Source organism: Thalassoroseus sp., from assembly GCF_984380535.1.
The window spans coordinates 93,160-107,344 of the sequence record NZ_CFHRBF010000010.1 but is presented as its reverse complement, the minus strand read 5'-3'; the positions used below and the strand labels follow the sequence as shown (position 1 = coordinate 107,344).

Below are 14,185 nucleotides of genomic sequence, written 5' to 3'. Positions count from 1 at the left end.
AACGCGATTATTCGCTCCATGACGGCGCGAGTTTTTCGACTTTCACAATCCAACGATCTGGGACTTCCACTCCGGCCTTTTTCGTCAAACGCCCTCGCACGCGGACGGTCTTACCGCTGAGTTGGTCGGCACCGGCGGTCCATTCTTCATTGGCGCTCAAGTCGAGCTCCCAAGTGATGCCGTCAACTTGAATGGTTGTGCCAGTCGTTTCGGCGCCAATCTGAACGACTCCGTGCTGAAGTTTTCCGCGAATGTCGACGATGATGCGATCGCCAACGTCGCCAAACTCGTCGTCTGGGTTCAGCGAGGTGCCATTCACACTTCGAACTCCCGCCTTGAGAACTTTGACAAGTGCGTAGCCGAAACCAGGGCCGCCGATCTTCGTGGAAGCGGCTCGCACCTGGAGATTGCCTTTGTTGTCGAGTTCCATCGCCATCAGAATCCGGTTGGGTCCGTCGACGGTCGACACAATAATCATGTCACGCGTGAAGTTGACGTCTGGCACTTCCGCGTTGCCTCGCCAGGCTTTCCAGACTTTCGTCCAAGTTTTCCGGTCCGTGATGAAGCCGGACTCCGGTGCGACGTTTCGCTTCTCATTGCTGCGTAACACGCCTTTCCAGTCTTCGAGCGGTTTGACCACTCCGGCAAAAGTCGGCGAGCCCACGAGCAAACTCATTAGCCACAAAACGCAGACGCATGCAATTCGTCGTGTCATCACTTGAAACTCCGTAGGGTTCGTATGCGAGTCCATCAGCTTGGATTATTCCGAAAACCGTTTTGTACTGCCAGGGCAGTCCCCGGAAAGCGGGGCGTTCGGATGGCTTAGGATAGATTCGAGAACGGTGGGACTTTAGTTCCAGCATTCACAGTGACGGCCCCTTGCAACACGCTATGCGAGCCGATGTCGCAGTTTTCGCCGATGGAAACTTGACCATCGATGACTACGAAGGGATGAATTGTGGTATCCGCGGCGATTCGAGCACGGGGATCAATCGAGACGAGTGTGGGGTCGAGAATCGACACGCCATCTTGCATTCGGGCTTCGAGAGATCGCGAGTGAATTGCTTGCCGAACCGTCGCCAGTTGGGCACGAGTATTAACGCCAATCGCTTCAGAGATCTGAAACTGCAAACTCGCAACGACAGACTCGCCTTCCGACTTCATAATGGCCGGGCAATCTGTGAGGTAGTATTCGCCCTGCTCGTTATTTGTGCTGAGCTTCGTCAACGAATCCAATAGTTTTTGGCAATCGAATGCAAAGCAGCCGGTGTTGATTTCGGTGATTTCCTGCTCGGTGGGGGAGGCATCCTTTTGTTCGACGATGCGAAGGAAACCGCCGGTGTCGTCTCGCACAATCCGGCCGAGACCGTAATTCGCCTCGGTGTCAGCTGTGCCGATGACACACGCCGCCTGTTTCTCCGCCTGGACTTCGAGAAGTCCTTTCAAGGAGGAACTTTGAAGCAAGGGTGTGTCGCCGGCGAGGACCAAAACGGAGCCCGTATGGTCCACCAAACTTTCCCGACACATCATCACCGCGTGCCCGGTGCCTTTTTGATCGGTCTGCAACGCGAACTCGACGTCCTCATGGTGCGACAACGCTGCCTTCACCTCATCGGCTTTATGCCCCACGACGACAACGACTCGCTCCACACCCGCGCCACGCGCTGCGTCCAGCACGTACTCGATCATCGGACGACCGAAAATCGTATGAAGAACCTTCGGAACCGCGGACTTCATCCGCGTGCTCTTTCCGGCGGCCAAAACTACTGCGACAAGACCAGACATCGTTGCACCACCAATCGGGAAGACGTGAACCAATCCGAATGGTGCTATAGCAAATGTCGACGGAAAGTTGAAGTTCCTATTCGAGATCCCAAGCTTCGATCCAACGCACGCTTTCGATCTTCATGTCAAATTGCGTGGTCAGTCGCTCTTCGAAGTCCGGCATATGAGCGGCACCATAAAAGATGGCGATTTTCTTTGTGCCCTTATCAAGTTCTTCCTGGTAAACCTTGAGGGCGGCTTGATTGCGGTCTTCGACAAGCAAAGTGTTGAGTGTCTCACCGAGCGCGCTCGATGCCGCCGGATCCCCGAGTTGCATCGCCATCATCCGTCGCAACTTCTTGCCACCATCAGGATTGAAGAGCAAGTCCATCAGCGAAATCTGTGGAACGGAGTTTGGGTCCGCAGCTTGTCTGGCGGCCATCCGGTTACTCTCGCGGATCATGTCTCGCAAGATGCCCAGGATCAGAGAAAAGCCGGTATCGCCCCGCTTCTCCATTGCCTTCTTCATGTCCGCCGGGGACATATCCGCGTGCTTGAAGTTCTTTTTGGAGTAGTCCACCACGCGTAATTGCGAATCCAATTTCAGCATGTTTTTGAGCATTTCGACCGGGAACATGTCGCCGCCCTTACGCCCACCTTTCGGAACGCGAGTGCCTTTTTCCGCGACCAACTCGTACAAAACGACATCGTATTTTTCGAACTCTTTGTTCAAAGTTCGGTAGTACGGAGTGTCGCCGACGTGAACGGCTCCGATGAGGTCGAGCACGACGCCATCTTCTCCTGACTTGGGAACGAAACGCACAATGGACGTTTCCAATCCCAAAGGCTCACCGTCGTCGTTGCGTCGAATTCGGATATAGCGAGACTCCGCCGATTCGACCTCATCCGCCGGTTTTTCGTCCGCGGTTTCAGTTTGATCTGTCTCCGTCGCCGCCTCGACGTTCTCGACGACTTCGGTCTCAACGGTCGCGGGAGGAGCCGAGTAACCAACAGCAGGCAGCGTTAATGAAAACGCATACGCAGCGAAAGAGTACAAGAGCCAGCGGGACATTCGGGCGGTCGGCATCGGTCAACTCCGTGGCGGACAACGAGTGTTATTCAATTCTCTATTGTTTGGCCATTTGGTCAGATCCGTCAAGTGGGCGAGTTCAATGCATCTGCATTTTCTGAAATCGCGACATGAGTTTAAGCCGAGTCTCGTGCATTGGATGGGACTGGTCGCTATGATTCCGCTTCCTACTCACAATTGGAAAAGTCGTTCATCGTGTGCACTTCCCCATTTGTCTTGGTCGTTTCGTTTGATCGACTCCCAGTTTCTGCGTTGAGTTGCTACGGGGGTATCTCCGCGGAAACTCCGTATTTGGATCGACTGGCCTCGACGGGTGTGGTGTTCGACGCACATGTGTTGGAGAATCTCGACCCGAACGACTCGAAACATGCGTGGTGGACCGGAAACTACGAGCACCTCACGGCCGATTCTTCATCATCGCCGAACCTGTTCGATTTTCTCGCCACGAACGGCGTGGAATACCGGGTGATTTCTTGCGGGCCACATGCGTCTGTTCCTTGGCCGGATCGCGAAGGAATCGAGCGTCATGAGATCGAAGAAGGGGATATTCACGACCACATTTTCCGTAAGGCTTCGGAACAACTCCGAGTTTGGCGGGATGAAGCGAGCAATTTTCCACGACTTTTATGGGTTCACGTCCCCGGATTCGCAGACCCCACAGACATCGCAACATGGGGCCCGTTCCCGCCGGAGAGCGGGCTCGATGAGGAGACAACCAGGACGCTTGAACAACACACTCGAGATGCCCAGACGTGGAGTCAGACGCAAGTCGAGCATTGGCGGGCACTCCAGCGTTACCGTGTCACTCAATGGGATGTGCAAATCGGCAAGCTAGCCGATGAACTGCGTACACTAACCGCGAATGGCACGTTGATCATCACCGCCGCAAACGGCGAGATGCCAATATTTTCATCACTCCTGCCCGAATGCCCAACAGAACAATCCACTTCTCGTGTCCAAACGCCGTTCATAATTGCCGGCAACTCCATTTCCGAGGCGGTTCGTCGCAGCGAACTGACTCAGCCGGTTGATTTCGCACCAACCTTGCTAAAAATATTAACAGATACCCCCAGTCCGAGCGGTTGGCCAGGGCGTAATCTGGGAGAGTTTTTAAGCTCAGACCCGCATGCCAAGTTCCCGTGGGATCGCGAAACGGCCTTTTTTGGTGGATCGGCCGCTGGTCGATTTGGGGTCCGCACATTGAACTTTCACTTGGCGATACAGGCATCGGGCGCTGATTTTTGGGAAGACGATGCCATGCTGTTTCAACTCCCTGATGATCCGCATGGCATCTACAATATTGCTCGCCAACAACCCGAGGTTGTCGAGCAACTCATTCAGGAATATCGCGAATTTCGAATAGCGGTCGAAAAAAACGGGTGAGGTTTGCGTGCAAACCACGTCCCTATGGGAGCAGGCTCTTGGATGAGTCGTTTGTGTGCTGCGCGAGGAACTGGCACCAAACATGCAGGAAGTTCGGACAACTTACTCGAAACAATACACACGCCGAGAATACAGAAGACCCTGAACTCGTCTAAGGATTGATTGCCCTATGACAGACTCACAGACCGGAACATCCGGGTCGCAACCACAGGATGTCGAAAAATCGATCGAGCGGATCAATAGCGCCTACGACGCAATCCGCTCGCAGATGTCACGCGTGATCGTCGGCCAAGAAAAGGTCGTCGAGCAACTGCTGATCGCATTGTTCAGTCGTGGTCACTGTCTACTTGAGGGTGTGCCAGGGCTCGCGAAGACCTTGATGATTAGCACGTTGGCCCGCTCCCTCTCGATGACGTTCGCCCGTATCCAGTTCACCCCAGACCTGATGCCGGCGGATATCACCGGGACCGATGTGCTGCAAGAGAACCGTGAGACGGGTCGTCGAGAATTTCGGTTTATCTCCGGCCCGTTGTTCCACAACGTAGTTCTGGCGGACGAAATCAACCGAACGCCGCCAAAAACGCAAGCGGCATTGCTCGAGGCGATGCAGGAACGACAAGTCACGGTGGGCCAGGCTCGGCATGTGCTGTCCGACCCGTTCTTCGTGCTGGCCACCATGAACCCGATTGAGCAAGAAGGAACTTACGCGTTGCCCGAGGCTCAGCAAGACCGGTTCATGTTCAAGGTCTTGGTGGATTACCCCACCTTCGAGGAAGAGAAGCAAATCGCGAAGCAAACGACGTCGATTCAGTCCGACGACATCGACGTTGTGTTAAGCGGTAAAGACGTGTTGGAACTGCAGAAAATCGTTCGGCAAGTTCCGGTGACGGATCACGTCGTTGAATACGCTCTTGCCTTGGTGCGGCAAACGCGTGTCGGACGGCCAGGTACTCCAGATTTCGTGGAAGAGTGGCTTAGTTGGGGAGCCGGTCCGCGTGCGGTTCAGAATTTGCTTCTTGGGGCAAAGGCTCGCGCGTTACTGAATGGTCGAGGACACGTCTCGACGGGCGACGTCGCTGCTCTTGCGAAACCGGTTCTGCGACACCGCATCGTGGCGAACTTCGCGGCCGAGAGTGAAGGCATTACCCCCGACCGTGTGATCGATCGGTTGATCGAGGAAACACCCTCCAAAGAAGGCGGATTGACCAATGACAGCCGATTACAGAAGATTTTTGCTTCCTGAGGCATTAGCCAGAATTTCGCGGCTGGAAGTTCGGGCTCGGCATATTGTGGAAGGGTTTCTTTCCGGTATGCACCGCAGCCCGTACTTCGGTCAGTCGGTTGAATTTGTACAGCACCGCGAGTACGTCGCGGGTGATGATATCCGCCGGATCGACTGGAAAGTTTGGTCGAAAACGGACAAGTACTACCTCAAATTGTTTGAGGAAGATACGAATCTGCGGACCACGCTCCTTGTTGATCTCAGTGAGTCGATGCAATTCGGCAGCGGCGCGATGAACAAGTACGAATACGGCTGCACGGTCGCCGCTTCGCTGGCCTATCTACTGCTCAAACAGCAAGACGCCGTCAGTTTAATCGCGTTTGACGAAGCCATCCGAACTGTTGTCCCCGCACGAAGTCGCCAGAACCATCTGCACGCCTTACTGACGTCACTCAATGCCGAGAATCCGTCGAAAAAAACGGATATGTATTCCGTGTTGCGATATGTCGCAGAGGAAAAAACGCAGAAAGGTTTGGTCGTCCTCATTTCCGATCTGTTCGCGGATCGGGAGGGTTTGTTCAAAGGACTAAAACTGCTGCGGCATCGCGGGCACGACGTTCTCTTGTTCCACGTACTCGACGATCAGGAACTCGACTTCGAATACGCGGGCACAACGAAATTTGAAGGTCTCGAAGATGCAGGCGAATTGGTGTGTGATCCCCGTTCCTTGCGGGAGGCCTATCAACAAGCATTGCAAAAGTTTTTGGATCAACTTCGGCATCATTGTGCTCGCAGTCTGGTGGATTACCAAATCGTGCGAACCAGCGAACACCTCGATGCGGCGTTGGCTCACTACCTGAATCACCGAATTGGCATGCGGCAGACCGTGCGGAATTAAGCTTTAGGCAAAGGACAAGAGGCCAGAGAAGACAACGAATGCAATGAGTTTTCGAATCCCAAACCTGGCCCCTCGACTCTTGCCCCTCGCCCTTATGAAACAGACATCACGATGACGTCTCTCGCTCAATTTTTTCTGAATCCGACGATCGCCGCCATTGGCGGTCTGTTGGTGCTTTCGCCGATTATCATCCATCTGATCAATCGGGTCCGGTACCGTCGCGTCAAATTTGCGGCCATGGAATTCCTTCTGGAAGCCCAACAACGGAATCGACGCCGACTGCTCATGGAGCAACTTCTGCTGCTTCTGCTTCGCATTTTGATCGTCATGGCATTGGCAGCATTGCTGGGGCGATTGGTTCTGGACGCCCGGATGTCGGTCTTCAGCGGCGATGGTAAGGCCCATCATTTGGTATTGCTCGACGACAGTGCTTCAATGAGAACTCGAGTCGGGAACACCACCGCGTTCGAAGAAGCCAAGAAAGTGATTCGGCAATTGGTCGAAGAAGGATCCCGCCGACCAGGGACGCAGCAATTCTCGATGATTCTGCTATCCGAACTCGACGCACTCTACATCGCTCAGCAAGACGTCGACGGGAATTTGCTCAGTGATTTGGAAGACAAATTAGACTCACTCGAATGCAGTTTTCGTCGGCTCGACATTGAGGAGGGCATCGAAGTCTCCGGCCAGAAATTGAAAAGCGATCGAGCGATTATCAAGCATCTGCATGTCTTGTCCGACTTCCGTTCGAACGATTGGGAAGGGGACCCGTCACTTGGGAAGGCCGTGCAGAGCCTCAGTGATGAAGGCGTGACGGTAAACCTGATTCGTGCAACGGGTGAGTCGGCCGCGAACTTGGGGATCGTGCAACTCGATGCGGATGTGCAAGCTGCCGCGGTGGGAGTTCCGGTACGGTTTACGATCGGCGTGCAAAACTATGGTAATCAGGTCGTGGAAGACGTTCGGTTGTCTCTGAACGTCGATGGTGAAAAACTTCCGCTGGCAGTCGCGTTTGACAAAATCGAAGCAGGCGAAACCGTCACGCAAGTCAAAGACATCACGTTCCAAGAAGGTGGTTTGCACCGAATCCGTGCGGATGTCGATAGCGACTCGCTGTCGGTCGATAACGATCGCTACCTGACCATCAACGTACCGCTGCAGAACAACGTCTTGATCATCAGCAATCACATCGATGGCGAAGCAGAAGATATTCTGCGGTTTGCATTGGCTCCCGACCCAGCCTTGACTGGGATTTCCCCGCGTGTGGAAACACCCGACTTTTTACGCACGAATCCGCTGTCCTCGTTCCGGTCCATTTACATTTTGGATCACGACATGGAACGCTCCAGCGACGTCAAGCCGATCGCTTTGCCAGCAGATACCGTCGAACAACTCGAAGCCTATGTTCGCGACGGCGGCGGCTTGGTATGGGCCAAGGGATTGAACGTCAACTCCACCGGTTTCAACACGATCGTCGGGAAGTGGACGCTCGACAACGAGGGAAACTATGTTCGAGACGCTGAATCGCTATTCCCGGTGCCATTAGCGGATTCGAGTGCCGGACTTGCGCATAACGATCCAACTTCGACATCGCCCGACTTGCTACTCGAGCCTCATCCCATCAGCGAGAACATCGCCGATAGTGAGAGCCAGATGCTCACGGATGTGCGAATCGACGAGTACATCCCTGTCGCTGAAAACTGGGAGCGGGATGACGATGTCCGTTTGGATGGCGTCACGACAATCGGGCGACTCAAGAACGGTGAGCCGATCTTGTTCGAACACCAGTTTGGCCGGGGTCGGGTGGTGACGTTGTTGACGTCTGCCGGTCCTCCATGGACGAATCTCGCCGAGCGGTTGGCCTTCTTACCGCTGATTCAACAAATCCAGAAATACGTGGCCAAACCGGATGAAGTTCTTCGACAGCGGGAAATCGGCGTGCCCATTCGTCTTGATTTCCCAGCGCTCGATTACGATCAGAAAATCGATTTCCTCTTGCCAGGCAGCGGTGAAGGTCGAGCTGTCGAGTACGACATGAAACGCGTCTCACCGACTCCGAGTGAGAAAGATCCGGCGGAAGCGACCGCAGAGGCGGATCCAAACTCCGACCGATTCGTGGCGGAATACCTGGGCACCGATTTGCCAGGTATCTACGGTTATCGGGCTCGTCCACGTTTGCCCAACCTGCCGAAAGACGGTGCTTTCGCCTATAATGTTTCACGCAGGGAAGGTTATACGTCCGTTGCAACAACAGAAGAGCTTCAACAGACGATCGGGGAAACCGACAACGTATTCGTTCGCGAGTACGGCGAAACCGACTACATCAGTCAAGGCGTCGATCCCGGTCGTGAAATGCGGAACTATCTTCTGTATTTGCTCATCGGACTTCTCATCATCGAACAGTCGCTGGCGTATCGTTTAAGTTATCACCCGGAGACCGGCAGCAAACGCTGATCTCCCGATGGAATTGGTATGAGTCACTATTGGATCGCTTCAGCATTCGCAGCCGCCACGGACGAACGCGTCTCCGTGACGACGGAGAAACTGCAATACGATTTGCCCAAGACGTTCGAACACGGGCTGCTCTTAGTCTGCGTTGCTGGTTTGCTGATCGCGTACGTCGTTTGGATGTATCTTCGAGACACCAAACGTCTCTCACCTGTATGGACCGTGTGGCTACTTCTGTTGCGGCTCGCTGTCTTGGTGGGCATCGCGATCATTTATTTGAATCCGCACAACAGTCGGCAAACATTCGCTCACAAGCCTTCGCAAGTGGCGATCCTGCTAGACCGATCGCTCTCGATGCGATTCCCAGCCGACAACTTGGACGATTCGTCCTCACCGGCTCGGCAGCGACAAACGCGAACTGAAGCCGTGGTCGATCTCCTCGCCAACACACCGTTGTTGGATCGACTCTCAAAAACGCACCAAGTGCAATTCTACGTGTTTAGTCGACAGTTGCAGGAAGGCCCGAAAAAACTTGCCGTTCAAGCCAGCCCGGATGACAAGAACACCGATGCCGCGAGCGACAATGAGGGAGCACAACCTGACCGACCGGAGATTTATCGGGAGGGGCAAACCGATCCAACGGACGTCCAAGCTGCCCGGGTTGATTTCTGGAAGAATGTTGTCACCCCCACCGAAACGGATCAAGACACCCGACTCGGAGAATCACTCGTCGAAGTTCTCCGCGAGTTTCGTAACAAGACTGCATCCGGGATCGTTGTGATCTCGGACGGAGCCTCGAATGCAGGCCTTGGTTACACGAGTGCCATCGATGCGGCTCGCGGACCGGATGGCGTCAAAATCTTTACTATTGGAGTCGGTAGTACTGATCCTCAACGCAACGTGACGGTTTCGAGTCTGGAGACTCCAACGTTGGTGCATACCAAAGATTCCTTCGAGATCGCGGCCTACGTTCAAGGCCAAAACTTCGAGGGGGAAAACGTCGAAGTGGTGCTGAAAGCTCAGCGAATGGTCGGCGATCAGGAACTTCCACCGGAAGAACGAGATCGGCAAACGATCACGCTCGGCGAAGACGGCGTCCCGACGAAAGTCATCTTTGATCAACAGTGGGATGAACCACAATCCGTGCGGTATCTTGTTGAAGCTCGACCAACGCAGACTGTCGCGGAACTTAAGGACGACGACAACGAAAAGGACGCAACCGTTACCGTTAGTGAAAAACGGACTCGCGTTTTGCTCGTGGCTGGCGGACCCATGCGGGACTATCGGTTTCTCTCGGGAATGTTGATGCGGCACAAGGGCATCAAAGTCGATGCGTATTTGCAGTCCATCGATCCCGGCACGATCGAAAGTGTCAGTCAAGACGTTGACGAATTACTAACCGATTTCCCTGCCACAATGCAGGAACTCAACGGTGATCCATCTCGTGAAGACGACGAGACTGGCTACGATGTCATTGTGTTCTTCGATCCCGATTGGAAGGAACTTGCAGCGACTCGGCCAGACGCTGTCGAATTGATCGCTCGGTGGGTCAGCGAGTTTTCGGGGGGAGCAATTTTCGTCGCCGGTGATGTCTTCACGCCGGATTTGGCGACCGCCGGTGAAAACTTGGAACCGGTTCAGGCACTTTACCCGGTATTCCTGAGTCCGAGTCTGTTTTTCGATTTGGAACTGAGCAACTCCTCGACGCAATCGTGGCCGATGCTACTCGAGCCAGCCGGCGAATCGGCCGGCTTCCTACAAGTCGCGGATACGCCGCAAGAATCCATCGAACTTTGGAGCACCGATTTCCCGGGTTTCTACCGGTGTTATCCCACCGCCGGTGCGAAGGCGGGTGCAACGGTGTATGCCCACTTCGGCGACTCTCGGATGATGGACGAAAACGGTCGTCCGATCTTGCTGGCTTCGCAAATCTACGGCACCGGTCGCACGATGTATCTCGGCAGTGGTGAAACCTGGCGTCTCAGGGAGATGTCGGTCGATTATCACGAGCGACTGTGGACAAAAATGATTCGCGAAGTCGGCCAAGGTCGCCGGAGTCGCGGAAGTTCCCCCGTCACACTGTTGCCCGAGAAGCGGGAAGTCATGCTTGGTGAGACCGTAGTCGTGCGTGCCATTCTTCTCGATAATCGTAGTGGCGACTTAGTCCCTTCGACGGCGGAGTCTGTCACGTTACGGCTCATTGCCCCGAATGGAGAAGAAGTCTTTCCGGAACCGGTACTATTTGCGAGCGACGCACAACCCGGCGAATTCGTCGGAGATTTCCGTGCGATCATGCCTGGTCGGTACACGCTGAAACTGCCGGTTCCCGGAACGGAAGATAAAGTTCGCGAGGAAACAGTCGAGGTGGTGTTCCCGGGTCTGGAGGACATCAATCCTGAACAGAACGTCCGGCTGCTGACGGAAGTCGCTCGGCAAACAGGCGGTCAGTACATGGCGATTTCCGATGCGGTCGAGCAATTGCCGTCGCTGTTGCCCGATCAATCTCGTACTGTCCCGAGACATCAACGTATTGAAACATTGTGGGATCGGAAGTGGGTTCTTTACTTGCTCGTCGGGCTGTTGTCCGTCGAATGGCTCACTCGAAAGTTGCTCCGGTTGGCATAACGAATTCATCACGTCTACCAGATTGAACCAATCGCCGAACCATGTCTTCACCAGAATCAAATTACAAGTCGTCGACTTCTTCTGTTCCGTCCGAGATTCAGTCAGTTCTCGGACGGCTGCGGAAACGGATTCGCCTGTACGTGTTTTTGGAAGGCGTAGCTTGGGTCCTTGTGGTCATTGGGGTCGTTTTTTGGATCACCCTTGGCTTGAACTGGGGGTATTTCAAGCTGAGCCGGTTGGAACTTCCTCGGTGGTTCCGGATCGCGTTGGACATGGCCGCGGTGTTGTCGATCGTTGCGGTGTTGCTGGCGCTGCTCGCCTGGCGACTCTTCCGCCAACTTCGCACGAAAGCATTAGCGCTCGTCTTGGAACGTCGTTTCCCGAACCTGGATGACCGTCTCATCACAGCGGTCGAAACTCCCGACCGGCCGGAGAACTACGAGACGGAACTCACGCTCGCATTGCGTCAGCGAACCGTTGACGAAGCCCGCCGCGAAACCGAACGGCTCCCATTACAAGACGTCTTCCAAGGACGCCCCTTGGGGTTAGCAGCCACATTGGCCATACTCGTGTTGGCCTCGGTCATCACGTTCGGTGTGCTCAATTCTGAAGCGGTCGGATACTGGTACCGGGCGTTCGTGGGGTTGGATGAAGAGTACTGGGATCGCGACACACTGCTAGTTCCGCGTGTGTTCAGCGCTGCGATCAACGACGTCCGTGAGTTCGGGGAGGAACGCGTTTACAAACACCCTCGCGGAGCAGATTTTACTCTCTCCGTGATCGTCCCCGAAGAAGATAAAACCACGGGCAAAAAATGGTTAGTCCCGGAGGAGGTCTTCTGGGATTACGAACTCGACGGCGGACGCGGCGGTGCGGAAATCTTGATGAACCCGGTACGTGGTTCCGATCGGGAGTTTCGTCAAACGGTCAGCAATTTGCTCGACGGCATGTCATTCACCGTGTTCGGCGGAGACTATCGCAGTCGTCTCCGGTACCGAGTATTGGTTGTCGATCCTCCCACCATTGATGAAGTCCGGTTGGAACGCCGATTTCCCGATTACACGCGATTGAACTACACCGGTCCGCCGAAAGACGAAGACGAACGCAAGCAACGCGAGTTGCAAGAACTCGTGCGGGGCACTTCGGTGTCGTTGCCGATGGAAACCCAACTCGTCATGCACGCGACCGCGAACAAACCGCTCCTCGGACTGCGAATCGAGACCGATCAATTCTTCCTGACTGTGCGTGCCGATGAAACAGACGCAAAAGGCGAAGTGATCAAACCAGGATCAGCGAAACTGTCCTTGATTTCGCAAGATGGTCTTCCCTACGTGGAGCTGCCGTTCGCGAAAGGGTTCGCTCAGAAAGTGCTGTTAGCCGGTTCGGATAAACTTCACTTGCCATTGGCGCTAAATGCCAATGCGGATCAACTTTTATCGCCTCCGCTGTCCGCTCCAATTCTCTCCGGTGGTTTGGCGGGAGCGATGTCATCCGCGTCCTGGGCCAGGGCGACGGCGAATTGGGCATCCGAATCGCTTGCGGCGGTTCCGTTATCGGCGAACACACTATTGCGGGTGTATCTGGAAGACACCGATGGAATCGTCAGCTTGGATCCGTCGCGGTTGACGATCAATGGCATCGCCGATCAGCCGCCAGAAATCGAAGCTAAGTATCGGGGAATCGGGGAGTTCATCACGGCGAAGGCCAGCATTCCGGTCACCGGGGAAATCCGAGACGACTATGGTGTCTCCGCGGCTCGCTTCGAGTACCGCGTCGCGACGGCCGAAGGACAATTTCTCACCGGTCCCGGCTGGCAAGTTCGCGAATTCGAAAACCCACCCGGCGGTATGGAATCAACGTTCACGTTCCAAACGGAAGATCAACCGGCCATCCGATTCGATGTATCCAAAGTCTTAATCAACGATGACACTGGTCCGCGTCCGTTGCGAATCGGCGATGTGTTGCACCTTTCGATTTACGCGGAAGACGGCGACGATATCAACGGCCCGCACGGAACTCGTGGTCAACCAAAACCCGAATATGTGTTCCGTGTGGTAAGCCAAGAAGAACTGCTCACGATTCTCTACCAAAAAGAACTCGGGCTGCTCGCGCGATTCGAGCAAGTCATCGATGAGGTGGGCGGCACCGATGCCAACAAACCGGCCACTGGCGTGTTGGCGGAACTCCAAACCGCGGCCGGCCTCGCCAACGAGATCGCATCCGATTCCGCAGCCGACAGTGAATCGGTGCGAGAGAAACGGTTGGAGCTGACATCAATCGCAACGCGATCACTGCAGAAGATCAGTAAAGACGCCAGCGATACCCGTAGCATTCAGCAAGACTTCGAGGAGATCCTCGAAGAACTTGGTAACAACGGGATTGCCAATCCCAAGATGGTGCAGTCGTTGCGCGAGTTGATCATCGAACCGCTGGACCGAATCAGCGAACGCCGATTTCCTGCGGTCGATCAAGCTCTTCTCAAGTTCAAAGACATTCAGCAAGAGCAGGCCGATTCGCGAACCGCGATCGCTGACAGCATCAGTGAAACCCAGGTGTTGTTGCGAGATTTGCGGGCGGTACTGAAGGAAATGCGAGAACTCGCCAGCTATCAAGAACTGGTCGGCAACCTTCAACAAATGATTGAAGCCACCAAGAAGGCGAAGGAACTCGCCGAGGAACAACAGGTGGACGAATTGAACAAAGTCTTGGAACTGTTGGACTAGCCGATTCGTCACATTGGTTAATTAGGAAACGT

General features: G+C 54.7%; 9 protein-coding genes. 6 read left to right on the top strand and 3 right to left on the bottom strand.

Going from position 1 to position 14,185, the window contains the following annotated elements:
• Positions 1 to 7 precede the first annotated feature (7 nt).
• The 3 genes from AC5DDB_RS15270 to AC5DDB_RS15260 form a co-directional block, all read right to left on the bottom strand.
• On the bottom strand, positions 8 to 715 hold the full coding sequence (locus AC5DDB_RS15270) for a hypothetical protein (protein ID WP_491740599.1): 708 nt from the start codon (positions 713 to 715) through the stop codon (positions 8 to 10).
• 107 nt (positions 716 to 822) lie between these two features.
• Positions 823 to 1,785 (bottom strand): NTP transferase domain-containing protein, encoded by a 963-nt coding sequence (locus AC5DDB_RS15265; protein WP_491740598.1) that lies wholly within the window; start codon positions 1,783 to 1,785, stop codon positions 823 to 825.
• A 76-nt stretch (positions 1,786 to 1,861) separates the two neighbouring features.
• Positions 1,862 to 2,851, bottom strand: coding sequence for a hypothetical protein (locus AC5DDB_RS15260; protein ID WP_491740597.1), 990 nt, complete (start codon positions 2,849 to 2,851; stop codon positions 1,862 to 1,864).
• A gap of 198 nt (positions 2,852 to 3,049) precedes the next feature.
• On the opposite strand from AC5DDB_RS15260, the gene AC5DDB_RS15255 reads away from it, so the two are divergent.
• The 6 genes from AC5DDB_RS15255 to AC5DDB_RS15230 all read left to right on the top strand — a co-directional run bounded on the left by AC5DDB_RS15255 (position 3,050) and on the right by AC5DDB_RS15230 (position 14,153).
• Positions 3,050 to 4,237 carry a sulfatase-like hydrolase/transferase gene (locus tag AC5DDB_RS15255; protein WP_491740596.1) on the top strand — a complete coding sequence of 396 codons (1,188 nt, stop codon included), beginning with the start codon at positions 3,050 to 3,052 and terminating at the stop codon, positions 4,235 to 4,237.
• Between the two features lie 169 nt (positions 4,238 to 4,406).
• The gene (locus tag AC5DDB_RS15250; protein WP_491740595.1) at positions 4,407 to 5,480 is read left to right on the top strand and encodes an AAA family ATPase; all 1,074 of its coding nucleotides are present in this window, start codon (positions 4,407 to 4,409) and stop codon (positions 5,478 to 5,480) included.
• Positions 5,446 to 6,357 (top strand): DUF58 domain-containing protein, encoded by a 912-nt coding sequence (locus AC5DDB_RS15245; protein WP_491740594.1) that lies wholly within the window; start codon positions 5,446 to 5,448, stop codon positions 6,355 to 6,357. Before AC5DDB_RS15250 ends, AC5DDB_RS15245 begins: the two co-directional genes overlap by 35 nt.
• Before the next feature lie 111 nt (positions 6,358 to 6,468).
• Positions 6,469 to 8,811 (top strand): BatA domain-containing protein, encoded by a 2,343-nt coding sequence (locus AC5DDB_RS15240; protein WP_491740593.1) that lies wholly within the window; start codon positions 6,469 to 6,471, stop codon positions 8,809 to 8,811.
• Between the two features lie 18 nt (positions 8,812 to 8,829).
• A complete protein-coding gene (locus AC5DDB_RS15235) occupies positions 8,830 to 11,430 on the top strand; it encodes a VWA domain-containing protein (protein WP_491740592.1) in 2,601 nt (866 codons plus the stop codon).
• A gap of 41 nt (positions 11,431 to 11,471) precedes the next feature.
• Complete coding sequence (locus tag AC5DDB_RS15230) at positions 11,472 to 14,153, top strand: hypothetical protein (protein ID WP_491740591.1); 2,682 nt, start codon at positions 11,472 to 11,474, stop codon at positions 14,151 to 14,153.
• The last annotated feature ends 32 nt before the right edge of the window (positions 14,154 to 14,185 follow it).